The organism is Streptomyces erythrochromogenes (genome assembly GCF_040684695.1).
GTDB classification, from domain to species: domain Bacteria; phylum Actinomycetota; class Actinomycetes; order Streptomycetales; family Streptomycetaceae; genus Streptomyces; species Streptomyces erythrochromogenes_C.
Map to the genome: position 1 here is coordinate 162,650 of NZ_JBFBGM010000010.1, position 22,517 is coordinate 185,166.

At 74.9% G+C, this 22,517-nt stretch carries 20 protein-coding genes; 8 read left to right on the forward strand and 12 right to left on the reverse strand.

All coding sequences use genetic code 11. From position 1 onward, the window contains the following. Nucleotides 1-15: 15 nt before the first annotated feature. The 8 genes from AB0O53_RS17660 to AB0O53_RS17695 form a co-directional block, all read right to left on the reverse strand. Complete coding sequence (locus AB0O53_RS17660; RefSeq protein WP_435886657.1) at nt 16-927, reverse strand: ornithine cyclodeaminase family protein; 912 nt, start codon at nt 925-927, stop codon at nt 16-18. A gap of 29 nt (nt 928-956) precedes the next feature. Beyond that, nucleotides 957-1,973 (reverse strand): proline racemase family protein, encoded by a 1,017-nt coding sequence (locus tag AB0O53_RS17665; RefSeq protein WP_365196517.1) that lies wholly within the window; start codon nt 1,971-1,973, stop codon nt 957-959. Continuing rightward, nucleotides 1,973-2,977 carry a proline racemase family protein gene (locus tag AB0O53_RS17670; RefSeq protein ID WP_350994017.1) on the reverse strand — a complete coding sequence of 335 codons (1,005 nt, stop codon included), beginning with the start codon at nt 2,975-2,977 and terminating at the stop codon, nt 1,973-1,975. Before AB0O53_RS17670 ends, AB0O53_RS17665 begins: the two co-directional genes overlap by 1 nt. A gap of 20 nt (nt 2,978-2,997) precedes the next feature. Then, nucleotides 2,998-3,912 carry a dihydrodipicolinate synthase family protein gene (locus AB0O53_RS17675; protein WP_350994019.1) on the reverse strand — a complete coding sequence of 305 codons (915 nt, stop codon included), beginning with the start codon at nt 3,910-3,912 and terminating at the stop codon, nt 2,998-3,000. A 75-nt stretch (nt 3,913-3,987) separates the two neighbouring features. Next, nucleotides 3,988-5,490, reverse strand: coding sequence for an FAD/NAD(P)-dependent oxidoreductase (locus AB0O53_RS17680; protein ID WP_365196521.1), 1,503 nt, complete (start codon nt 5,488-5,490; stop codon nt 3,988-3,990). Beyond that, nucleotides 5,471-5,782 (reverse strand): (2Fe-2S)-binding protein, encoded by a 312-nt coding sequence (locus AB0O53_RS17685; protein WP_365196524.1) that lies wholly within the window; start codon nt 5,780-5,782, stop codon nt 5,471-5,473. Before AB0O53_RS17685 ends, AB0O53_RS17680 begins: the two co-directional genes overlap by 20 nt. A 142-nt stretch (nt 5,783-5,924) precedes the next feature. Then, complete coding sequence (locus AB0O53_RS17690) at nt 5,925-7,100, reverse strand: NAD(P)/FAD-dependent oxidoreductase (protein ID WP_365196526.1); 1,176 nt, start codon at nt 7,098-7,100, stop codon at nt 5,925-5,927. A gap of 81 nt (nt 7,101-7,181) precedes the next feature. Further along, nucleotides 7,182-9,566, reverse strand: a complete 2,385-nt coding sequence (locus tag AB0O53_RS17695) for a collagenase (protein ID WP_350994173.1) — start codon at nt 9,564-9,566, stop codon at nt 7,182-7,184. Nucleotides 9,567-9,740: 174 nt separating this feature from the next. Between AB0O53_RS17695 and AB0O53_RS17700 the strand changes: the two genes are divergently transcribed. Genes AB0O53_RS17700 through AB0O53_RS17715 form a run of 4 tightly spaced genes read left to right on the forward strand, consistent with a single transcriptional unit; the run spans nt 9,741 to nt 12,984 of the window. Further along, on the forward strand, nt 9,741-11,120 hold the full coding sequence (locus tag AB0O53_RS17700; protein WP_365196529.1) for an aminopeptidase P family protein: 1,380 nt from the start codon (nt 9,741-9,743) through the stop codon (nt 11,118-11,120). Between the two features lie 50 nt (nt 11,121-11,170). Continuing rightward, nucleotides 11,171-11,782 carry a TetR/AcrR family transcriptional regulator gene (locus tag AB0O53_RS17705; RefSeq protein ID WP_350994029.1) on the forward strand — a complete coding sequence of 204 codons (612 nt, stop codon included), beginning with the start codon at nt 11,171-11,173 and terminating at the stop codon, nt 11,780-11,782. Then, nucleotides 11,772-12,407 (forward strand): hypothetical protein, encoded by a 636-nt coding sequence (locus tag AB0O53_RS17710; RefSeq protein ID WP_365196532.1) that lies wholly within the window; start codon nt 11,772-11,774, stop codon nt 12,405-12,407. Before AB0O53_RS17705 ends, AB0O53_RS17710 begins: the two co-directional genes overlap by 11 nt. Continuing rightward, nucleotides 12,400-12,984 (forward strand): GNAT family N-acetyltransferase, encoded by a 585-nt coding sequence (locus AB0O53_RS17715; protein WP_350994033.1) that lies wholly within the window; start codon nt 12,400-12,402, stop codon nt 12,982-12,984. The genes AB0O53_RS17710 and AB0O53_RS17715 overlap by 8 nt, the downstream gene beginning before the upstream one ends. Nucleotides 12,985-13,624: 640 nt before the next feature. On the opposite strand, the gene AB0O53_RS17720 is transcribed toward AB0O53_RS17715, so the two are convergent. Then, nucleotides 13,625-14,023, reverse strand: a complete 399-nt coding sequence (locus AB0O53_RS17720; protein ID WP_350994035.1) for a RidA family protein — start codon at nt 14,021-14,023, stop codon at nt 13,625-13,627. Then, nucleotides 14,020-15,189, reverse strand: coding sequence for an acyl-CoA dehydrogenase family protein (locus AB0O53_RS17725; protein WP_350994037.1), 1,170 nt, complete (start codon nt 15,187-15,189; stop codon nt 14,020-14,022). Before AB0O53_RS17725 ends, AB0O53_RS17720 begins: the two co-directional genes overlap by 4 nt. 148 nt (nt 15,190-15,337) lie before the next feature. Between AB0O53_RS17725 and AB0O53_RS17730 the strand changes: the two genes are divergently transcribed. Genes AB0O53_RS17730 through AB0O53_RS17740 form a run of 3 tightly spaced genes read left to right on the forward strand, consistent with a single transcriptional unit; the run spans nt 15,338 to nt 18,697 of the window. Further along, complete coding sequence (locus AB0O53_RS17730; RefSeq protein WP_365196537.1) at nt 15,338-16,996, forward strand: AMP-binding protein; 1,659 nt, start codon at nt 15,338-15,340, stop codon at nt 16,994-16,996. 9 nt (nt 16,997-17,005) lie between these two features. Then, a complete protein-coding gene (locus AB0O53_RS17735; RefSeq protein ID WP_350994041.1) occupies nt 17,006-17,815 on the forward strand; it encodes a PaaX family transcriptional regulator in 810 nt (269 codons plus the stop codon). Nucleotides 17,816-17,857: 42 nt separating this feature from the next. Next, nucleotides 17,858-18,697: a GNAT family N-acetyltransferase gene (locus tag AB0O53_RS17740; RefSeq protein ID WP_365196539.1), complete on the forward strand. Its 840-nt coding sequence runs from the start codon at nt 17,858-17,860 to the stop codon at nt 18,695-18,697. Nucleotides 18,698-18,716: 19 nt separating this feature from the next. Here AB0O53_RS17740 and AB0O53_RS17745 read toward each other — a convergent pair whose 3' ends face one another. Both AB0O53_RS17745 and AB0O53_RS17750 read right to left on the reverse strand, forming a co-directional pair. Further along, on the reverse strand, nt 18,717-20,972 hold the full coding sequence (locus AB0O53_RS17745) for a bifunctional salicylyl-CoA 5-hydroxylase/oxidoreductase (protein ID WP_365196542.1): 2,256 nt from the start codon (nt 20,970-20,972) through the stop codon (nt 18,717-18,719). 4 nt (nt 20,973-20,976) lie between these two features. Further along, the gene (locus tag AB0O53_RS17750) at nt 20,977-21,804 is read right to left on the reverse strand and encodes an enoyl-CoA hydratase family protein (protein WP_350994047.1); all 828 of its coding nucleotides are present in this window, start codon (nt 21,802-21,804) and stop codon (nt 20,977-20,979) included. Nucleotides 21,805-22,086: 282 nt separating this feature from the next. Here AB0O53_RS17750 and AB0O53_RS17755 point away from each other — a divergent pair, with 282 nt between their 5' ends. Further along, on the forward strand, nt 22,087-22,515 hold the full coding sequence (locus tag AB0O53_RS17755) for an ATP-binding protein (RefSeq protein WP_350994049.1): 429 nt from the start codon (nt 22,087-22,089) through the stop codon (nt 22,513-22,515). Nucleotides 22,516-22,517: the final 2 nt, after the last annotated feature.

The window sequence follows — 22,517 nt, forward strand, 5'->3', positions numbered from 1 at the left end:
GTCACGTTGCGCTGCTCACACTCCAGCGGCCTCGTACAGCGCGACCGCCACGGCAAGATCTTCCCAGGCCATGCCCACGCTCTTGAAGAGCTGTGGACAACCCCGCTCCCCTCCCGCCGGCAGCCGTCCGGCCACCAGGTCCGCGAGCGTGCCCGTGATGTGCCCCGCCCCGATGGCCCCCTCCGCCTCCGGGACGAGCAGGTCCCCGGCCTCCCGCAGCGCCGCCGCACGCGACTCCACGTACACCGCCGCGCGTCGCACGAGGGCGGTGTCGGTCTCCCGGGCGGTCGGCTCGTGCGAGCCGACCGCCACGACCACCGCGTCCGGCCGCACCAGCCGTCCGTCGAAGAGCGGTTCGCGGGCCGTGGTGCAGCAGACGACCAGGTCGGCGTCGGCCACCTGCTCGGGGCCGCCGGTCCGGGCGGCCGGCACCCCCAGGGCGCGGGCGTGCGCGGCGAGCCGCCCGGCTCCCTCCCGGTTCCGGGCGACCACCACGACCTCGGCCAGCTCCCGCTCCGCCAGGGCCGCCTCCAGATGCCCGTAGGCCTGCGGCCCGGAGCCGAAGAGGACCATCCGCAACGGCCGCCCCGCCGGGACCAGGTGACGCAGCGCCAGGGCCGAGACCGCCGGCGTGCGCAGGGCGGTCAGGGCCGCGCCGTCGAGCAGGGCCAGCGGGTGCAGGGTGGGCCCGTCCAGCAGCAGGTAGGAACCGGTGATCCGGGGCAGCCCGCGGGCCGGGTTCCCCGGCGCGACACCGGCGATCTTCACTCCGGCGTACGCCCCGGACGCGGCCGGCATCAGCAGCAGTTCGCCGTCGCCGGGCACGCCGATCGCGGAGCGCGGCGGGCAGCCCTCCGGGTCGAGGCCGCCGCGCAGGGCGGCGGCCAGGGCATCGGCGGCCGCGGCCGGACCGAGAGCGGCGGCCATGGCCGCGGCGCCGAACTGGGGGATCCCCGTCACAGCAGGAACCCGGTGCCGAGGGCGTCGTACGGGTCCGCGCAGAAGGCGTGTTCACCGGTGCGGTAGGCGCTGCCGGTCACCTCGGTGACCCCGCCGTCCAGCATCCGGCCGGTGAACACGGTCCCCGTGACGGACTCGCTCAGCAGGTCCTCGCCCGGGCCGAGCCGTCCGTCCTCCGCCAGCAGCGCCAGCCGCGTCGAGGTGCCGGAGCCGCAGGGCGAGCGGTCGACCTGCCCGTCGGCGAAGACGGTCACGTTGCGCTGGTGCGGCCCGAACGGGGTGTCGGGCAGTTCCTCGTACAGGATCACCCCGTAGACCCCGGACAGCAGCGGGCCGTCGGGGTGCCAGGTGGCGGGATGCGCGGCGAGGGCGGCCCGGACCTCCTGCCCGGCGCGCACCAGCGCGGGCAGCGCGGCGCGCGTCACCTCCAGCCCCAGGTCGCGTGCGCGGACGGAGGCGTAGCAGGCGCCGGCGTGCGCGATGTCCGCCTCGGCCAGTCCGAGCGAGGTGGCGACGGGGACCTTCCGGGCGCCGACCCGGGCGGGCACGTTGCGGAAGGTGACCCCGGTGGTGCGGCCCCCGCCGCGGTGGACGGTCGCGGTGACCCGCCCGGACGGTACGTCGATCCGCACCGGGACGTCCCCGTCGTCCGGGGCGGGGACCCGGCCGCTGTCCACGGCCCAGGCCCCGAGGGCCATGGTGCCGTGGCCGCACGCCGTGGACCAGCCGTCCTTGTGCCAGAACAGCACGCCGAAGTGGGCCCCGTCGTCGTCGGCGGGGACCACGAACCCGCCGTACATCCCGGCGTGCCCGCGCGGCTCCTGCACGAGCATCCGCCGTACGTCGTCCAGCGCGCCCCGGCGCGGCGCGGTCCCCGATCCGCCCGGGCCGATGGCGGTGGCGCAGCGCTCCGCGACGGTGTCGCCGGGGACGGGCGGCATGCCCGCGGCGGCGGTGTCGACGATCCGGAAGGGCTCGCCGGCGGTGTGGTAGTCCACCGTTCGGACGGTCATCACAGCAGGAAGCCTCCGGGGAAGGGGTCGGACGGGTCGAGGAAGTACTGCGCGGTGCCGGTGATCCAGGCCCGGCCGGTGACGGTCGGCACCACGGCGGGCAGGCCGCCGACGGTGGTCCGCCCGACCAGCCGGCCGGTGAACGCGGTGCCGATGAACGACTCGTTGACGAAGTCGGCGCCGAGTTCGAGCAGGCCCCGGGCGTGCAGCTGGGCCATCCGCGCACTGGTGCCCGTACCGCACGGCGAGCGGTCGAACCAGCCGGGATGGATGGCCATGGCGTGCCGGGAGCGGCGGGCGTCGGATCCGGGCGCGGCGAGGTAGACGTGCTTGACGCCGGCGATCGCGGGGTTCTCCGGGTGGACGGGCCGGTCGGGGCCGGCGTTGACCGCGTCCATGACGGCCAGCCCGGCGGCGAGCAGGTCGTCCCCCCGCGCACGGTCGAAGGGCAGCCCGAGGGCGTCGAGTTCGACGAAGGCGTAGAAGTTGCCGCCGTAGGCGAGGTCGTAGGTGACCGTGCCGAGGCCGGGCACGTCGGCCTTGAGGCCGAGGCCGACGCTGAAGGAGGGGACGTTGGTGAGGGTGACGGCGGTGGCCGCCCCGTCCTCCACCTGTACGTCGACGCTCACCAGCCCGGCCGGGGTGTCGAGCCGGACGGTGGTGACCGGCTCGACGACGGGCACCATGCCCGTCTCGACGAGGACGGTGGCCACCCCAATGGTGCCGTGCCCGCACATGGGCAGCAGCCCGGACACCTCGATGTACAGGACGCCGTAGTCGGCGTCGGGGCGGGTCGGGGGCTGCAGGATGGCTCCGCTCATCGCGGAGTGCCCGCGCGGCTCGTACATCAGCAGGGTCCGTACGTGGTCCATGTGCTCGATGAAGTGGAGCCGTTTCTCGGCCATGGTGGCGCCGGGGACCACCCCGACTCCCCCGGTGACGACCCGGGTCGGCATGCCCTCGGTGTGCGAGTCCACCGCGTGGTAGACGTGGCGCGTACGCATCAGGCGTCCCCTCCGGCGGGTTAGTTGAGGCCCTCGGCCAGGGCCTTCTCGGTGGCAGCGCGGACGGCCGCCTCGGTGTCGCCGGTGAGCGGGAAGCGCGGCGGGCGGGTGGCACCGCCGGGGCGGCCCGCCAGGTCCATGGAGAGCTTGATGGCCTGGACGAACTCGGTCTTGGAGTCCCAGCGCAGCAGGGAGTGCAGGGACTTGTAGAGCGGCAGCGCGGTCTCCAGGTCGCCGGCGACGGCGGCCCGGTAGAGGGTGGCGCAGGACCGCGGCAGCGCGTTGGGGTAGCCGGCGATCCAGCCGACGGCGCCCGCGAGGGCGAGTTCGAGGAGGACGTCGTCGGCGCCGATGAGCAGGTCCAGGCCCGGGGCGAGCTCGGCGATCTCGTAGGCGCGGCGCACGTCCCCGCTGAACTCCTTCACGGCGACGATGGACCCGTCGGCGTGCAGGCGGGCGAGCAGGGACGGGACCAGGTCCACCTTGGTGTCGATGGGGTTGTTGTACGCGACGACGGGCAGCCCGGCCCGGGCGACCTCGGCGTAGTGGGCGCGTACGGTCTCCTCGTCCGCGCGGAAGGCGTTGGGCGGCAGCAGCAGGACGGAACCGGCACCGGCCTCGGCGGCCTGATCGGCCCAGCGGCGGGCCTCGGCACTGCCGTAGGCGGCGACGCCGGGCATCACGCGGGCGCCGTCGCCGGCGGCCTCGACGGCGGTGCGCACGACGCGCGCCCGCTCCTCGTCGGTGAGGGTCTGGTACTCCCCGAGGGAGCCGTTGGGGACCACGCCGTCGCAGCCGTTGGCGATCAGCCAGGCCACGTGCTCGGCGTAGGCGTCGTGGTCGACGGTGAGGTCCTCGCGCAGGGGGAGCGCGGTGGCGACCATGATTCCGTGCCAGGGACGGGTGCGGGGCGCGGGGGTGTGCGCGTTGGTCATGTGAGGCTCCCTAGTGTGGTGTGTGACATTTTACTAGTGGGTGCGGCGCGGCCACAAGAGCCGGGACACCCTTGATCAGCGGTCGGTGGCCGGAAGTCCGGCGAGGTCGCGCAGCGGGACGGGGCAGGAGAAGGGGCGCCGGTCCGCCGCGGGCTCCGCCCCGGCGAGGGCGGTGACGGCCGGTCCGCACATGCGGCCCTGGCACCAGCCCATGCCGGCGCGCGTGAGGAGTTTGACGGTACGGGCGTCCCGCGCCCCGAGGTCCTCGGCCGCCTCGCGGATCCGGCCGGCCGGGACCTCCTCGCAGCGGCAGACGACGGCGTCGTCCCGCAGCCAGCCGGTCCACCCGCAGCCGGGGCGGTGGGCGGCGGCCATCGCGTCGGCGAAGGCGCGCAGCCGGGCGCGGCGGCGGGCGAGGCGGGTGACGTGGCGGTCGGCGCCCGGGGCCGGCCGCCCCGGGAGCAGCGCCGCGGCGACGGAGTGGGCCGCCAGCTCGCCCTCGGTCAGGGCCAGTTGGGCACCGCCGATGCCGCCGGTCTCCCCCGCCGACCAGATGCCGGGGACGGTGGTGCGCTGTTCGGCGTCGAGGACGAGGGCGACGGTGCCGTCGGGTGAGGGCCGGGTGGCGCAGCCGAGTCCGGTGGCGAGTTCGAGCTGGGGCACGAGCCCGTGGCCGACGGCCAGCGCGTCGCAGGGGATCCGGCGGGCGGTGCCGGGCAGCGGGCGCCAGTCGCGGTCGAGCCGGGCCACGGTGACGGCCTCGATCCGGCCGGTGCCGTGGGCCTCCGTGACGGCGTGCCGGGTCAGCAGCCGGACGTGGTGGCGGGCCAGGGCCCCGCCGTGGACGGCGGCCTCCACGAGCTTGCCGGGATTGCGCAGCAGGGTGGGCACACGGCCCGCGTACGCGGTGTAGGCGGCGGCCTCGACCACGGCGGGAACGGTGGCGCCGGCGGCGGCGAGGGACCCGGCCACCGCCAGCAGCAGCGGACCGCTCCCGGCGACCACCACGCGCCTGCCCGGCAGCACCAGCCCGGCCTTGAGCATGGCCTGCGCCCCGCCGGCCCCGACCACTCCGGGCAGGGTCCAGCCGGGGAAGGGCAGTTGGCGCTCGTAGGCGCCGGTGGCGAGGAGCACGGCGCGGGCCGTGACGGCCGCGGCGCGCTCGTCGGGGGCGTGACCGGCGACGGCGTGCAGGGTCCACCCGCCCTCGCCCGGTGTCACGGTCCACACGTGATGGAGCGGGAGGTGGGTGATCCGGCCGGCCGACTCGTGTGCCCGCAGGGCGGCTTCGCGGGTCGCGAACGCGGCCCAGCCGTGGTGCAGGGCCTCGGGTCGGGCCGCGCCCAGGCCGGGCGCGGGGTGGCGGTAGTACTGCCCGCCGGGGCGGTCGCCCGCGTCGAGGACGGCGACCCGGAGGCCGAGCCCGGCGGCGGTGACCGCCGCGGCGAGCCCGGCCGGCCCGGCCCCGACGACGGCCAGGTCCACCGGATCCGCCCCACCGCACGCGCCCTGCCCGGCGGACGCGGACCGCTCGGCGGGCGCGGACCGCTCGGCGGGGTCAGACGGCGAGGTCGGCATGGCCGGTTCCCTCCTGGGTGGTGACGGTGTCGCCCGGCCGGGCGGGGACCAGGCAGGCGCGCTGGTTCGGCGCGCCGTTGACGGTGACGAGGCAGTCGTAGCAGCTGCCGATCCCGCAGAAGGCACCGCGCGGGGCTCCGCCCTCCCGGGTGGTCCGCCAGGCGAGGATCCCGGCGGACCACAGCACGGCGGCGACGCTCTGCCCCTCCAGGGCGGGCAGTTCACGCCCGTCGAAGTCGACGGTGAATCCGGCCTGCGGGCTGCCGCCCACCAGGGAACGGGGACTGCGCATCAGGGGGTCCTCCTCGGGTGGACTGCGCCGTACCGCGGACAGTGGTGCGGGGCCGGGGCAGGGCGCCGGACGGTCCGGCCCGCGCCCGCGCCCTGACCCGCGGGGTGGTCGCGGGGCGCGTCGGCCGACGGCCGCCCGGCCCTCACGCCGGCCCGCCTTCGGGGCCCGCCGCGCCGTCCCCGCCGAAGCGGTCGGGCCGGAAGGGGTGCGGGGAGAGCGCCGGGGCCGTTCCCGTCAGGGCGGCGGCGATCAGCAGGCCCGTGGCGGGGGCGAGACCGATGCCGGCGCCCTCGTGGCCGCAGGCGTGCAGCAGCCCGGGGCGGCGGGGGTCGGGGCCGATCGCCGGGAGGTGGTCGGGCAGGTAGGGGCGGAAGCCGTGGTAGGTGCGCAGCACCCGTACGTCGGCCAGGACGGGGAAGAGCGCCGCCGCCTGCGAGGCCAGCCGGCGCAGCGCCTCGGTCGACAGGCTCCGGTCGAAGCCGACCCGTTCGCGGGTGGCGCCGATGAGGACGGGCCCCGAGGGAGTGCCTTCGACCACGGCCGAGGACTGCAGGGCGGCGGAGCCGCTGGCGACGTCCGCGATGTAGTCGGCGGCGTAGACCTTGTGCCGTACCACCCGCGGCAGCGGTTCGGTCACCAGGACGAAGCCGCGGCGCGGGAGGACGGGCAGGTCCGTGCCGGCGAGCCGGGCGATGTGCCCGCCCCAGGTTCCGGCCGCGTTCACCACGGCGGGGGCCAGGAGTTCGCGGCGCGGGGTGCGGACCCCGCGTACGGCGCCCCGGGTGTCCAGCAGGACCTCCGTCACCTCCTCGCCGAGGTACGTCTCGGCGCCGGACGCGGCCAGCAGCCGGGCCGCCGCCTGCGCCGGCTGGACCTGGGCGTCCTGCGGGTAGTGGAATCCCCCCGCCAGGCCCGGGGCCAGGTGCGGCTCCAGGTCGTGCAGGGCGTGCGCGGGCACCTCGACGGCGTCGACCCCGGCAGCGCGCTGCCCCTCGGCGAAGGTCCGCAGGGCCTTCACGGTGGCCTCGTCCGGGGCGACGACGAGGCCCCCCTTGGGCTCGTACTCGACCTCCCGCGGCAGCACCGCGGCGAGTTCGGTCCAGAGCCGGGCGGAGAGCAGGGCGAGGTCGAGCTCGGGGCCCGCCTCCTTGTCGGAGACGAGCAGGTTGCCTTCGCCGGCGCCGGTGGTGCCGCCCGCGACGGGTCCGCGGTCGACCACGGCCACGGTGAGGCCGGCGCGGGCCGCGTAGTGGGCGCAGGCCGCTCCGACGACGCCGGCGCCGATGATCACGGCGTCCAGGTGGTGTCTCTTGAGCACGACAGTAATATGTCACATTCTTTAGTGCCTGCCCAGACCGGTCCTGCGCCCTCCTCAGGCGCAGGACCGGTCCGGTGTCCGTCAGCTGCGCAGCGGTCCTTCACAGCTGTAACTCGAGGTCGCCGCGACCTTGTTGCTCCAGATCTCCGGCGGACCGAAGGAGCAGTTCATGTCGGCGAGGTTGTTGGAGGCGGCGCCCGCCCGGTCGAGGATGAAGTAGTCGACCGTCTCCGACATGTCCTTGAAGTTCTGGTCGTCGCTGCGCCAGTTCTTCAGGTTCGCGGTGATGCGGCCCGTACAGGTGAAGCGGCGCTTGCCGGGGTCGCCGTTCTCCACGCAGTCCGGGGTGTTGTAGGTGGCCGTGGCGAACGCCGACTTCACGGAGGCGAGCGCCGCGTCACGCAGCTGCTCGTTGGGGGTGAAGGTGGTGTTCGGCACGAAGAGCTGGTCGACCTTGGCGATCTGCGCGTTCAGGAAGCGGTCGTAGTCGCGCTGGAGGTAGGTGTCCGCGCCGAGCCGGTGGCGCCAGGCGTCGTACGCCGCGACGTCGTTGTTGCGCAGGTGGGTGTACATCTCGCGCAGCAGCGAGGGCTTCTCGGTCCACAGGAACTCGAAGAAGGTGCCGGCGTAGCTGTAGAAGCGGAAGCCGTCGCCCTCGTAGGTGGCGTTCAGCAGCTGCTCGACGCTCATGCGCGGGCCGCCGCCGGCCGTGTCGCTGATGATGGACTTCACGAGGGACTTGCGGACGGCTATGCCGTTGTCGCGGGTGGCGCCGTCGAAGAACTCGGCCGTGCCCTCGTCCATGGCGGTCGTGCGGTCGCTCTCGTACCAGGGGCCCTGGCCGAAGAAGCCGGGGACGGCGAAGCGGCCGTTGAGGTAGTGCGTGTACTCGTGGCGGAAGAGCTCCTCGAGGGTGAGGGAGGAGTCCTGCGGGACCCGGCGCTGGTAGGTGTAGAAGGTGGCGCCGTTCTCGATGTAGATGCCGCCGTTGTTGGTGTCGTAGCCGGTCAGGATCGGGTGGTAGTTGACGTAGTCGGCGCGGGAGCCGTAGAGCACGATGTTCAGCGTGGCGTTGGGGTCGCCCGCGAGCGGCTGGTCGGTGCCGAGGACGCGGTGGTACTGGGCCTTGACCTGCTTGCTCGCGTAGTAGAGCTGGTCGACGGTGGCCCGGTCCAGGCCGGTGCGGACCTTGATGGCGCCGTTGTCGTAGGTGTAGGTGTAGGGGAAGAGCTGCTTCTCGATGTCCTCCTTGCACACCCCGTACGGCTTGCAGGCCTCGTAGAAGTTGAGCCAGGAGACCACCTTGGCCCACGGCTCGCTGCCGTCGCCGAAACCGGCCCTCAGGGGCCCGAGCATCGCGCCGAGGTCGGCGACGACCGGGTCGCGCAGGCCCTCGACCTGGCCGAAGCGGGCGTACTCGCTGAGCGCGTCGCGCACCACCCAGGCGTTGCCCGTGCCCTTGAGGTGCGTGTACCCGGCGAAGGCCTTGAAGGCGTCGCGGTAGGCGGGGTCGGCGGCCACGGCGGCATGGAAGGCGGTGTCCTGGTTGCCCGGGTACACGCCGAGGTAGTTGGTGGAGAGGGCGGCGAGCACGGCGCCCGCCCAGGCGGGGTCGAGGTGGGTGGCCGGGTGGGCCGGGTCCATCGTGGCCAGGACCTTCTTCACCAGGCCGAGCTGGTGCTGGCGCAGGCCGGGGCCGGCGGCGTAGAGGGCCTCGCGCAGGGTGCGGGCGTTGGTCGGCGTGACGTCGAAGCTCCGCGCCGCGTTGCCGTAGTCGTCGATGGCCCTGCGTATCGCGGCGGTGGTCGGGGCGTCTGTGACGTCGATCTCGTCGCGTGAGAAGTCGTGGTAGGCGACGGCGTGCAGGTAGGTGAACATCTCCTCCAGGTGGGAGGAGTTGCGGCCGTCGTGGGCGGCGGCCAGGGCGGATATCCGGCGGGACACGGCCTGGACGTGCGCGTCCGACATCACGGGCGCCAGGCGGGCGTCCCAGGTCCAGATCAGGCCGCGCAGGCAGCCGTCGGCCAGGACGGCCTGGTCGGCGAGGAAGTCCGCGAACTGCTCGGGCGCGAGGTTCGTGATCCCGTCGAGGGTGCAGGGGACGCCCGCGGCGACGCTCCTGGCGGTCGGGGCCGACTTGGCCGCCCTGCCCCGCTTCTCCAGCTCCTGGGCGGGCGCGCTGGCGGGGGCCGCGCCGGGCACCTGGCCGGAGAGGTTCAGACCGCCCGGGGCGGGGGCGGGTGCGGGGGTGTTGTCCTTCGCCTCGGCGAAGCGGTCGACCTCGTCGAACGGGTTCCCCGTGGGGCCGTGGGCCGCGCCGGCGGGTGCGGCGGCCGTGGTGCCGGCGAACGCGGCGGGGGCCGCGGACTCTGCGGCCTGCGTGGTGCCCTGCGCCGCGGTGGCGACGAGGGTCACCGCTACGGCGGAGGCGAGGAGGGAAGAGCGCACAGCTCTGTGCTTGAGCACCGAGAACTCCTGTTCGGAGAGGGTGAGGTGGGGGGTGGTGCGTGAACTGCCCTGCGTCACACGGCGTTTGACGGGGATTAACGTGCCGCGGTGTGAGCTGTAACATAGTAATGTGAAATTGCACTGACAAGACCTGTGCGCCCACCAGTTCGCGTCTTCCGTGAAGGAGCACCCGTGACCGACTCCCCAGCCCGCCTCAACACGGGCAGTCACGACCGTCCGGTGTCACCGGAGTTGTCCCGGTTCATGGCGGGCGACTGGGCCGCCTCCCCGCTGCCCGCCTCCGCACGGGTCGCGGCCCACGACGTCACCCCGGCCCGCCGGGCGCGACTCTCGGCCCGCTTCCCGGGCGAGCGGCTGATCGTCCCGGCCGGCGAGCTGAAGGTCCGCTCCAACGACTGCGACCACCGCTTCCGCCCGCACAGCGCGTACGCCTGGCTGACCGGCCTCACCGGCGAGGACCAGGCCGGGCACGTGCTGGTCATGGAGCCGTCGGGCCCGCACGCGCACGAGGCCGTGCTGTACCTGCGCCCCCGCTCGCCGCGGGCGGACGGGAACGGGGAGTTCTACCGGGACCGCAGGTACGGGGAGTTCTGGGTGGGCCGCCGCCCGGACCTGGCGGAGGCGGAGCGCCTCACCGGCACCCGCTGCGCGCACCTGGACTCCCTCGGTGCGCCGGAGGGCCGCCACGCCGCCACGGACGCGGAGCTCGGCGCCGCGCTCTCGGAGCTGCGCCTGATCAAGGACGCCTGGGAGGTCGAGCAGCTCCAACTGGCCGTCGACCACACGGCGGCGGGCTTCGAGGACGTCGTACGCGCCCTGCCGCGCGCCCTGGCGCACCCGCGCGGGGAGCGCTGGATCGAGGGGGTCTTCGGCCTGCGCGCCCGGGCCGAGGGCAACGGCACCGGCTACGAGACGATCGCCGCGTCGGGTGCGCACGCCTGCACCCTGCACTGGATCCGCAACGACGGCCGGCTCAACGGGAACGAACTGCTCCTCCTGGACGCGGGCGTGGAGACGGACACCCTCTACACCGCGGACATCACCCGCACCCTGCCGCTGTCGGGCCGCTTCTCGCCCGTCCAGCGGCAGGTCTACGAACTGGTACTGGCCGCCCAGGATGCGGGCATGGCGGCACTGCGCCCGGGAGCGAGCTTCGGAGACTTCCACCGGGCCGGGATGCGGGTCATCGCCGAAGGCCTGGCCGAATGGGGCGTCCTGAAGAACGCGGAGGGCGACCTGCACCGGCGGTACACGCTGTGCAGCAGCGGGCACATGCTGGGCCTCGACGTGCACGACTGCGCGAAGGCGCGGGCGGAGGCCTACCTGGACGGGGCCCTGGAGGAGGGCCAGGTCCTGACGGTGGAACCGGGCCTGTACCTCCAGCCCGACGACGAGACCCTGCCGGCGGAGCTCCGGGGCATCGGCGTCCGCATCGAGGACGACCTGGTGATCACGGCGGACGGCGCCCGCCTGATGTCGGGCGCCCTGCCGCGCACGGTCGACGGCATCGAGGGCTGGATGGCCCGCCTCCTGGAGGGCGACCACGCATGAACCGGTGGGGTGTACTAGCAGTACACCCCACCGGTGCGTATTATCAGTGCATGCCACTTCCCCGTTTCGACCGCCTGCCTGCCGAGCGCCGGGAGCACATCCTCGGCGTCGCGCGGCGCCACTTCGCCGAACACGGCGCCGAAGGCGCCTCCTACAACAAGATCATCGAAGCTGCCGGGGTCTCCAAGACGGCCGCCTACCACTACTTCGACGGCCGGGAGGACCTGCTCACCGCCGTCCTCGACGGGGTCCTGGGCCGTCTGCTCGACGCCCTCGGGCCCTGGGAACCGGCCCGCGACGAGGAGGACTTCGCGGCCCGGTTCGCCGCGGGCTCCGCCGCCCTCGCCGCCCACCTGGGCGGCCACCCCGAGGACCTGGCCCTCGCCGACGCCGCCATCGGCCGCACCGCCGACGGCCCGTGGCTCGACTGGTTCGGCGCCCTGGTCGCCGACGGCCGCCGGCTCGGGCTGGTCCGCACCGACGTGGACGCCTCGCTGATGGTCGCGGCGACCGCGGCGGTCGTCCGCGCCGCCGACGCCTGGGCCCTGGCCCGCATGGCGACCGGCACCGACCCGGGGGATGTGCCGGGGCAGCTGTGGACCCTGCTGCGCGGCCTGTGGGGCGCGGCGCCGACCGGACAGGAGCCCAGCCATGCGCTCTGACCTGCGGATCTCCTGGGAGATACCGGCCACCGCGCCGGGCCTCGCCGGGCGCCTGGAACGGTTCATGGGCCCGGGGAAGTCCCGTTCCGAGAACGCGGTGGAAACCGTCGGCCTCCTCGGCTGTGCGCTGCTGCTGGCCGCCGGAGTGTGGAACTCGGGGGCGGCGCGCGACTGGTCCACCGCCCAGCTCGTCGTGGTGGCCCTGGCCGGACTCGACCTGATCGGCGGGGTGCTGACCAACGCCACCAACGCCGCCAAGCGCTGGTACCACCGGGCCGGCCCCGCGGCCCGGCGCGCCCGGCTGCTGTTCGTCTCCGCGCACCTGGTCCACCTCGCCGCGATGGGGCTCTTCGTCCTGGACGGCGACCTCGACTGGACGCTGGGCAACGCGGCGCTGCTCCTCGGCGGGGCGGTGGCCGTGGAGTTCGCGCCCGTCCGGCTGCGGCGGCCGGTGGCGATGGCCGTCTTCATGGCCGCCGTCCTGGTCAACCTGTTCTGGCTGCCGGTCGCGACCGCCCTGGCCTGGTTCGCGCCGCTGTTCTTCCTCAAACTGCTCGTCTGCCACCTCGTACCGGAGGCTCCGCTGGAGGAGGTGCGCGATGCCGGTGCCGATACCCGTGCCTGAGGCTTCCTGGCGGATCGACACCGACCCCGATCCGGTCGCCTGCGCCGACCTGCTCGCCGCCGCGTTCGCCCGGGAGCCCGCCGTCTCCTGGATCTGCGGCGACTCGGCCTCCGCGCGCACCCACTGGTTCCGCAGCACCCTGCGCACCCACGCCCGCCTCGCCGGTGCCCGGCGGGCCGCCCTCGTCGGACCGGACGGCCGCATCCTGGCGGCGGCCGTGCTCACCCCGCCGGACACGGCGCCGTCGGCCGTCGCCCAGGCCGGCTGGGCGGCCCGTACGGTACTGGGCTGCGGGCCGCGCGCCCTCGGGCGGACGCTGAGCTACGTGCGCGCCACCGAGGGGGGCGCGCCGGCGGGGGCCGGGACGCTGGAGTTCATCGGGGTCCGCCCGGACCTGACCGGCCGCGGGGCCGGCCGCGCCCTGCTGGACCACGTCCTGACCACCGCGCACGGCACCTACCTGACCACGGCGGACCCGTCGAACGTCCCCCTGTACCGGCACTTCGGCTACACCGTCCTGCGCGAAACCCCACTGGGCCCGCTGACGATCACCTCAATGGCCCGCCTGCCCCTTTAGCGGGGCCCCTCGCGGGGGGGCCGAGCAGGATCCGGGCCCGGTGGCGGGCGGGTCGCGGTGCGGGTTCCCTCGCGGGAGGCGGGGCGGGATCCGGCATCGTGCGGGGGGTCGCGGTGCGGGTTCCCTCGCGGGAGGCCGGGCGGGATCCAGGCGCGGTGGCGGCCGGGTCGCGGTGCCGCCGAGGGGTATCTCCTCGGCTCGGCGCGTGCGGCCACTTCTCGGCCGTACCCGGTGGTCGCGCGCTCGTCCTGCGGGGACACCCCTCACCGTCCCCGCTCCAGCCGTACGGGCCCGGTTCCGCGGGCGCCGAAGCACCGGCGTGGGGTGGGGACACGGCGGAGTGTCCCCGCAGGACGAGCGCGCAACCTGGGCCGCCTGGCCGCGACACCCCGCAGGCGCCGAGCCGAGGAGACACTCCGCCGGGGCACCGCCCCACCCCTCGCATCCCGCCCCGCGAAAACCCGGCCCCATTCAGCCTCGCCGGCGATTGAGGCGCGGGGTCCTGGGCGGAGCCCCGGGAACACCGGCCGAGCAGGACCGCCCGGCCCGGCCGAAGCAGACCAGACCCGCAACCCCGGCGGGAGCCGAGCGGCCGAGCCGGAGCCACACCAGGACCGCAACCCCGGCGGGAGCCCAGCGGCTACGGGAGGACCGCCACGCCGTCCAGTTCCACCTGGGCCGCCTCGTCCCAGAGGCGGACCGCGCCGATGACGGCCATCGCCGGGTAGTCGCGTCCCGCCAGCCTCCGCCAGATGCGGCCCAGTTCGGCCGCATGGGCCCGGTACGCGGCCACGTCCACCGCGTACACCGTCACCCGGGCCAGGTCCGCCGGTGCGCCGCCCGCCGCGGCCAGCGCCGACAGCAGGTTGGCCAGGGCCGTCTCGAACTGCTCCGGCAGGGTCTCCCCCACCACCTTGCCCGCGCCGTCCAGCGCCGTCTGCCCCGCCAGGAACACCAGCCGCGAGCCCGTGGCCACCACCGCGTGCGAGAAGCCCGTCGCCGGCGACAGTTCCGCCGGGTTGATCCGGTCGAGGCTCATCGCCCGGCCACCTCCCCGTCCAACGCCCCGTACAGCTCCTTGGCGATGATCGTGCGCTGCACCTCGCTCGCCCCCTCGTAGATCCGCGGCGCCCGCACCTCCCGGTAGAGGTGCTCCAGCAGGTGGCCCCGCCGGAGGGCCACCGCTCCGTGCAGCTGGACCGCGTGGTCCACCACGTACTGGGCCGTCTCCGTGGCCAGCAGCTTCGCCATGGCCGCGCGCCGCGGCACGTCCGACGCCCCCCGGTCGTACGCGCCCGCCGCCGCGTACACGAGCAGCCGGGCCGCCTCGGTGCGGGTGGCCATCTCGGCGACCCGGTGCGCCACCGCCTGCAGGTCGCTCAGCACTCCGCCGAACGCCGTACGTCCCGCCGTGTGGGCGAGCGTCGCGTCCAGCGCGGCCCGGGCCATGCCCACCGCGAACGCGCCGACGCTGGGCCGGAAGAGGTTCAGGGTGTCCATCGCGACGCGGAAGCCCCGCCCCGGCTCGCCGAGCAGGTCCCGCGGTCCGACCGGCACCCCGTCGAAGCGGAGGGACCCGATCGGGTGCGGGGACAGCATGTCCAGCGGCTCGCCGGTCAGGCCCTCGCGGTCCGCGGGGACCAGGAAGGCCGACACCCCCTTCGCGCCGGGCCCTTCACCCGTCCGGGCGAACACGGTGTAGAAATCCGCCTCGGGGGCGTTGGAGATCCAGCACTTCTCACCGCTGAGCCGCCAGCCGCCGCCCCCGCCGCCCCCGACCCCGCCTCCACCCGCCGGATCCGGCTCCGCGGCCAGCGCCAGCGCCGCCGCGTCCGACCCCGCCCCCGGCTCGCTCAGCGCGAAGGCGGCCACCGCCCGCCCCGCCCGCACCTGCGGCAGCCACCGCTCCTTCTGCGCCTCGCTGCCGGCCCGCAGCACCGGATACGCCCCCAGCCCCTGGAGGGCCAGCGCGGTCTCGGCCTCCGTGCACCCGTAGGCGAGGGACTCCCGCAGCAGGCACAGGTCCAGTGCCCCCGAGGCGAACACCCGCTCCAGCAGGCCCAGCTCACCGAGCGCCAACAGCAGCGGCCGGTTGACCCGGCCCGGCTCCCCCTTCTCGGCCAGCGGCCTCAGCCGTTCGGCCGACAGTGCGCGCAACCGCCCGCACCACTCCTCCTGGTCCACCCCGAGCGCGAATCCGGTCATCCGAATGTCCCCGCATCTATCGCGTCCTGTTGACTGCCGTCACCATCACGATACGCTCCATGGAGTACCTCCCGGTGGTCGCCGGGAGAAACGACCGCACGGCCGGCCCCACCCCACTCCGGACCGCTGCAAGGGGGGCGAACCCGCCTTGGACCTCAAGCCTTCCGCTCACATCGACACCTTCGCCCGCGACCGCCTGCCACCCGCGGACGCCTGGCCGGAGCTCCTCTTCGATCTGCCCGAACTGGCCTACCCGGACCGGCTGAACTGCGGTGCCGAGCTGCTCGACGCCACCATCGCCCGGTTCGGCCCCGAGGGCGCCGGCCGCCCGGCCTTCCGCGACGGCGCCGGCGGGGTGTGGACGTACGGCGAACTGCGCGACCGCGTGGACCGCCTCGCCCACGTGCTCACCACCGACCTCGGCGTCGTCCCCGGCAACCGGGTGCTCCTGCGCGGTCCCACCGCCCCCTGGCTCGCCGCCTGCTGGCTCGCGGTCATGAAGGCGGGCGCGGTGGCCGTCACCGTGCTGCCGCAGCAGCGCGCGCAGGAGCTGGCGACGGTGTGCGAGATGGCCGAGGTGCGGCACGCCCTGTGCCACGCCGACGTGCTGGACGACCTCGTGAAGGCCGAGGTGCCGGGGCTGCGGATCACCGCCTACGGCGGCGCCGGCGCGGACGACCTGCTCCGGCTGGCCGAGGCGCACGGCGGGAAGCCCTTCCCCGCCGCGCAGACCTCGGCCGACGACGTCGCCCTGATCGCCTTCACCTCCGGCACCACGGGGCGGCCCAAGGGCTGCATGCACTTCCACCGCGACCTGCTGGCCGTCGCCGACACCTTCTCCCGCCACGTGCTGCGGCCGCGCCCCGACGACGTGTTCGCGGGCAGCCCGCCGCTCGGCTTCACCTTCGGCCTCGGCGGGCTCGTGGTCTTCCCGCTGCGCGCCGGCGCGTCCGCGCTGCTGCTGGAGGACGCGGTGCCGCGCCGGCTGCTGCCCGCGCTCGCCGAGCACCGGGTGACGGTGCTGTTCACCGCGCCCACCGCCTACCGGACGATGCTGGACGCCCTCGGCCCCTACGACGTGGGCATGTACGACCTGTCCGCGTTGCGCCGCTGCGTCTCGGCCGGGGAGAACCTGCCCGCGGCCACCTGGCGGGCCTGGTACGAACGCACCGGCCTGCGCATCATCAACGGCATCGGGGCGACCGAGCTGCTGCACATCTTCATCTCCGCCGCCGACGAGGACATCCGCCCCGGCACGACCGGCCGGGTGGTGCCGGGCTGGCAGGCCCGCGTCGTGGACCGGGCCGGACGGCCGGTCCCGGACGGCGAGCCGGGGCTGCTGGCCGTGCGCGGCCCCGTGGGCTGCCGCTATCTGGCCGACCCCCGGCAGGCGGAGTACGTACGGGACGGCTGGAACCTGACCGGCGACACCTACGTGCGCAACCCGGACGGCCGGTTCCGCTACGTCGCCCGGGCCGACGACATGATCGTCTCCGCCGGCTACAACATCGCGGGCCCGGAGGTGGAGGAGGCCCTGCTGCGCCACCCGGACGTGGCGGAGGCGGCGGTGGTGGGCCGCCCGGACGAGCGACGCGGGCAGATCGTCGTTGCGTACACCGTCCCCCGCGAGGGGGCGGCCCTGACGGAGGAGGCCCTGCGGACCTTCATGCGGGCGGAGCTGGCCCCGCACAAGTGCCCGCGCTCCTTCGTCTTCCTGCCGGCGCTCCCGCGGACCGCCACGGGCAAGCTCCAGCGCTTCAGGCTGCGCGATCAAGGAGCCCGGCCCGATCGGCACGACACCCCCTAGAGTGAAGCCGTGGTCGAGCAGCACACTCCGCGATCCCTGATCGTCACGTTCTACGGAGCCTACGGGCGGGCCTTCGAGGGCCCGGTCCCGGTGTCCGCGCTGGTCCGCCTGCTGGGCGCGGCCGGCGTCGACGCCCCGTCGGTCCGCTCGTCGGTGTCCCGGCTGAAGCGGCGCGGCTTCCTGCTGCCCGCGCGCACCGCGGACGGCTCGGCGGCGTACGAGCTCTCCGGCGAGGCGCGCCGGCTGCTGGACGACGGCGACCGCCGCATCTACGGCGGCCCGCAGTCGTCGGACGCATGGCTGGTGGCGGTGTTCTCCGTGCCCGAGCAGGAGCGGGCCAAGCGGCACCTGCTGCGCTCCCGGCTGGCCGGCCTCGGCTTCGGCGCGGTGGCGCCGGGGGTGTGGATCGCCCCGGCCGGGCTGGCGGAGGAGACCGCGCACACACTGGAGCGGCTGCACCTGACGCCGTACGTGGAGCTGTTCCGCGGCAGCCATCTCGGCTTCGCCCCGGGCGCCGAGGCCGTGGCCCGCTGGTGGGACCTGGCCGCGCTGGCCAAGCAGCACGAGGAGTTCCTCGATCTGCACGAGCCGGCCCTGCGGGCCCTGCAGTCGGGCCCCCGGCCGACGCCGGAGGAGGCGTACCGCGGCTACCTGCTGGCGCTGGACAGCTGGCGCCGCCTGCCGTACGCCGATCCGGGCCTGCCGCACGAGCTGCTCCCGGCGGGCTGGCCGGGCGACCGGTCGGCGGCCGTCTTCGCCGAACTCCACGCCCGCCTGCGGGACATCGGGGCGCAGTTCGTGGACCTGCGGGCCGCGTGAAATGACGGTGCGGGTGGTGACGCCGCCGCGGCAGGATGAGCCATGACCTGGACCTTCACTTCCGACCTGGCCGCCTGGCGGGCCGCGGCGGGACCTGCCGTGGCCGCGCGGCCCGTGCCCAACACCATGCTGCTGAGCGTGGCCGACGCGCTGGAGCGGCGCGGACTGCACGCCTTCGGCCCCGAGGCCCCCGTCTTCGGCTGGTGGACCGGCCCCGACGGGACCGTCTCCGGTGCGCTGGTGTGCACTCCGCCGCACCCGCTGCAGCTCGGCGCGCTGCCGCAGGAGGCGGTCCGTGCGCTGGCCGACGTGCTCACCACCGAGCCGCTGCTGGCCGGGCTCGGGGCGGTCAACGCCCGCCGCCGGGATGCGGAGGCGCTGGCCCTGGCCTGGGGCCGGCCCACCGTCGTGGCCGAGGAGCACCGGCTGTACCGGCTGGACGCACTGGTCGCCCCGCGGCCCTCCCCCGCCGGCCGGGTGCGGGTCGCCACCGAGGCCGACCTGCCGCTGCTGACCGGATGGCTGGAGGCGTTCCACGCGGAGGTGGAGATCCCGGCCGGTCCCACCGAGGCGCAGGTGCGCGACCGGCTCTCGTACGGGGGCTTCCTGGTGTGGGAGGACGGCGGCGTCCCCGTCTCGCTGGCCGCCTTCTCCCGTCCGATCGGGTCCGCCTCGCGCGTCGGGCCCGTCTACACCCCGCCCGGGTTCCGGGGCCGCGGGTACGCCGCCGGGGTGACGCACGCGGTGAGCGAGGCGGCGTACGCGGCCGGCGCCGAGGAGGTGGTCCTCTTCACCGATCTGGCCAACCCGACGAGCAATGGCGTCTACCTGCGGCTGGGCTACCGGCCGGTGGAGGACCGGGCCCGGATCGTCCCGGCCTGAACCGGTCGCGGCCGGGCCGTCAGCCGCGGCCCGTCGGGGGTTTGCGGCTGCCGGCGCGGTAGGGGGCGGGCCAGGGCGCCGCCGGGCCCTCGTAGGCCTGGTCGGCGGCGGCGTGCAGGGTCCAGTGGGGGTCGTAGAGGTGGGGGCGGCCCAGGGCGCACAGGTCCGCTCGGCCGGCCAGCAGCAGGGAGTTGACGTCGTCCCAGGAGGAGATGGCTCCGACGGCGATGACGGGGACGCCGAGCGCGTTGCGGATCCGGTCCGCGTACGGGGTCTGGTACGAGCGCCCGTACTCGGGGGCCTCGTCGGCGACGACCTGGCCGGTGGAGACGTCGATGGCGTCGGCGCCGTGGGCGGCGAACGCGGCGGCGATCCGCACCGCCTCCTCGGGCGAGGTGCCGCCGGGTGCCCAGTCGGTGGCCGACAGGCGCACGGTCATGGGGCGCTCGGCGGGCCAGACCGCGCGGACGGCGTCGAAGACCTCCAGCGGGAAGCGCAGGCGGTGCTCCAGGGAGCCGCCGTAGGCGTCGGTGCGGTGGTTGGTCAGCGGGGAGAGGAAGCCGGAGAGCAGGTAGCCGTGGGCGCAGTGCAGTTCGAGCAGGTCGAAGCCGCTGTCGGCGGCGCGGACGGCGGCCGCCGCGAAGTCGGAGCGCAGTGCGGCGAGGTCCGCGAGGTCCAGGGCGCGCGGGGACGCGGAGACGCCGGGCCGGTACGGGAGTGCGGAGGCGGCCACGAGGGGCCAGTTGCCGTGCGGGAGGGGGTCGTCCATGCCCTCCCACATGACCTTGGTCGAGCCCTTGCGGCCGGCGTGGCCGAGCTGGACGCCGAGTGCGGCGCCGGGCGCCGAGGTGTGGACGAAGTCGGCGATGCGCCGCCAGGCGTCGGCCTGCTCCTGGGTGTAGAGGCCGGCGCAGCCGGGGGTGATGCGGCCCTCCTTGCTGACGCAGACCATCTCGGTCATCACCAGGCCGGCTCCGCCGAGGGCCCGGGCGCCGAGGTGGACGAGGTGGAAGTCGCCGGGCACGCCTTCCTCGGCCGAGTACATGTCCATGGGTGAGACGACGACGCGGTTGCGCAGGGTCAGGCCGCGCAGGGTGAGCGGCGTGAACATGGGCGGGGTGCTCTCGTCGGGGCAGCCGAAGTCCCGTTCGACGGCGCGGGTGAACCGCTCGTCGCGCAGCCGCAGGTTGTCGTGCGTGACGCGGCGGCTGCGGGTGAGGAGGTTGAAGGCGAACTGCCGGGCGGGCTGGTCGACGTATCCGGCGAGTTCCTCGAACCAGCGGCTGCTGGCGGCCGCGGCCCGCTGGGTGCTGGCGACGGCGGGGCGGCGGGCCGCCTCGTAGGCGGCGAGGGCGGCCGGTACGTCCCCTTCGGCGGCGTCCAGCGCTTCGGCGAGGGCGAGGGCGTCCTCGACGGCGAGTTTGGTGCCGGAGCCGATGGAGAAGTGGGCGGTGTGCGCGGCGTCGCCGACGAGCGCCACGTTGCCGTGGGACCAGTGCTCGTTGACGACGGTGCGGAACTGCGTCCAGGCGGAGCGGTTGCCGTGCAGGGGCCGGCCGCGCAGGGCCTCGCTGAAGATCTTGGCGCAGCGGGCCGCCGATTCGTCCTCGTCGCACAGGTCGAGGCCGGCCGCCCGCCAGACCTCCTCGCGCATCTCCACGATGACGGTGGAGGCGTCGGCCGCGTACGGGTAGGCGTGCAGCTGCATGACGCCGTGCTCGGTCTCCGCGATCTCGAAGCGGAAGGCCTCGAAGGCGAAGTCGGCGGCGAGCCAGATGTAGCGGCAGCGGCCCGGGGTGAGGGTGGGCCCGTAGTGGGCGGCGTCGGCCTCGCGGATCGCGCTGTGCACGCCGTCCGCCGCGACCACCAGGTCGTGGGAGGCGCGCAGCTCGGTGACGTCCGGGGCCCCGGTGCGGAAGCGGAGCCGGACGCCGAGTCCGGCGCAGCGCTCGTGCAGGATCTCCAGCAGGCGGCGCCGTCCGATGGCGGCGAAGCCGTGGCCGCCGGAGGTCAGCAGCCGTCCCCGGTGCACGACGTCGACGTCGTCCCAGCGTACGAACTCCGCGCTCAGGGCGGCGTGGACGACGGTGTCGGCCCGTTCGATGCCGCCGAGGGTCTCGTCGGAGAGCACGACGCCGAAGCCGAAGGTGTCGTCCGGGGCGTTGCGTTCCCACACGTCCACGCTGTGCCCCCGGCGGGCCAGCAGTGCGGCGGCGTACAGCCCGCCCGGTCCGCCGCCGACGACGGCGACCCGCAATGCGCTGCCGAGCGGCATGGCGCTACCTGCCCTTCCACTCCGGCGGCCGCTTCCCGGTGAAGGCCGCGTGGAACTCCGCGTAGTCCTGGCCGTTCATGAGCAGGGCCTGGGTGGCCGCGTCCAGCTCGACGGACGCGGCCAGCGGCATGTCGAGTTCCGCGGTGAGCAGCGCCTTGGTCTGGGCGTGGGCGAGGGAGGGGCCCGCGGCGAGGCGGGCGGCGAGTTCGGCGGCCCGTAGGTGGGCCTTGCCCTCTTCGGTGAGCTCGCTGAGCAGACCGATCCGCTCGGCCTCGGGTGCGTGGACGGGTTCGCCGAGCATCAGCAGGCGGGTGGCGTGGCCGAGGCCGACGACGCGCGGCAGCAGGTAGGCGGCGCCCATGTCGCCGCCGGAGAGGCCCACGCGGGTGAAGAGGAAGGCGAAGCGTGCGGTGGGGTCGGCGATCCGGAAGTCGGCGGCGAGCGCGAGGACGGCGCCGGCCCCGGCGGCCACGCCGTGCACGGCGGCGATCACCGGGAAGGGGCATTCGCGGATCGCGCGGACGACCTGGCCGGTCATCCGGTTGAAGTCCAGGAGCTGGGCGGTGTCCATGGCGAGGGTGGCGCCGATGATCTCGTCGACGTCTCCGCCCGAGCAGAAGCCGCGGCCCTCGCCGCCCAGGACGAGGGCGCGCACGGAACGCTCGCGGGACAGTTCGGCGAGCAGATCGCGCAGGTCGGCGTAGGCGCCGAAGGTGAGCGCGTTGATCTTCTCGGGGCGGTCGAAGGTGACGGTGGCGACGCCGTCCTGCCGGGTGATCCGGAGGTGGTGCCACCGTTCGGTCGCTGGTGTGGAACCGGTGAAGGGGCTCACGCGACCGACGGTATCACCAGATCGTGACTACCGTCAGAGAAACGCGAGAGAAGGGACCTCGGGCCCCCCGTACCGATGGCGGGGTGCCCTACGGGATCAAATTTCGACTCCGTATCGTTGAAAGGGATAGTTCCCCCATAGACCCGTGCACCCCGTACACCCCATGCACGCCACACACCCCACGCACCTCCGGCGCGAGCCGGCCGGCACGGACCCCTCGTGCGAGTCCCCGGCCCGGCTCCCCGACACGATGCGGCCCATCCCGGAGAGGAAGATCCTGCAGTGCCCGAAAACCCCGCCTGGCGGATCACCCTGCCCCACTCGGCGGCCGCTGTACCCCTTGCCCGCGCCCTCGTCCGCACGGCGCTGGCCGACGCCGACGCGCCCGCGGACTGCGACACGGCGGAGCTGCTGACCGCGGAGCTGGTCGCCAACGCCGTCGAGCACACCCCGGCCTGCGAGCCGATCGAGCTCGTCGTGGAGCTCCTGGCGAACGGCTGCCAGGTCGAGGTCCACGACGGCGACCCGCAGCCGCTCGGCGAGCTGTCGGCCGGCCCGGACGACGCCCACCCCGACCCTTGGCAGGAGCACGGCCGCGGACTGCTGCTCATCCGGACGCTGAGCTCCACCTGCGGCCACCGGCGCACGCCGCACGGCAAGGCGGTGTGGTTCACCCTGCCCTCACGGCGGCTGCTGCCGGCCGACGCGTGAAA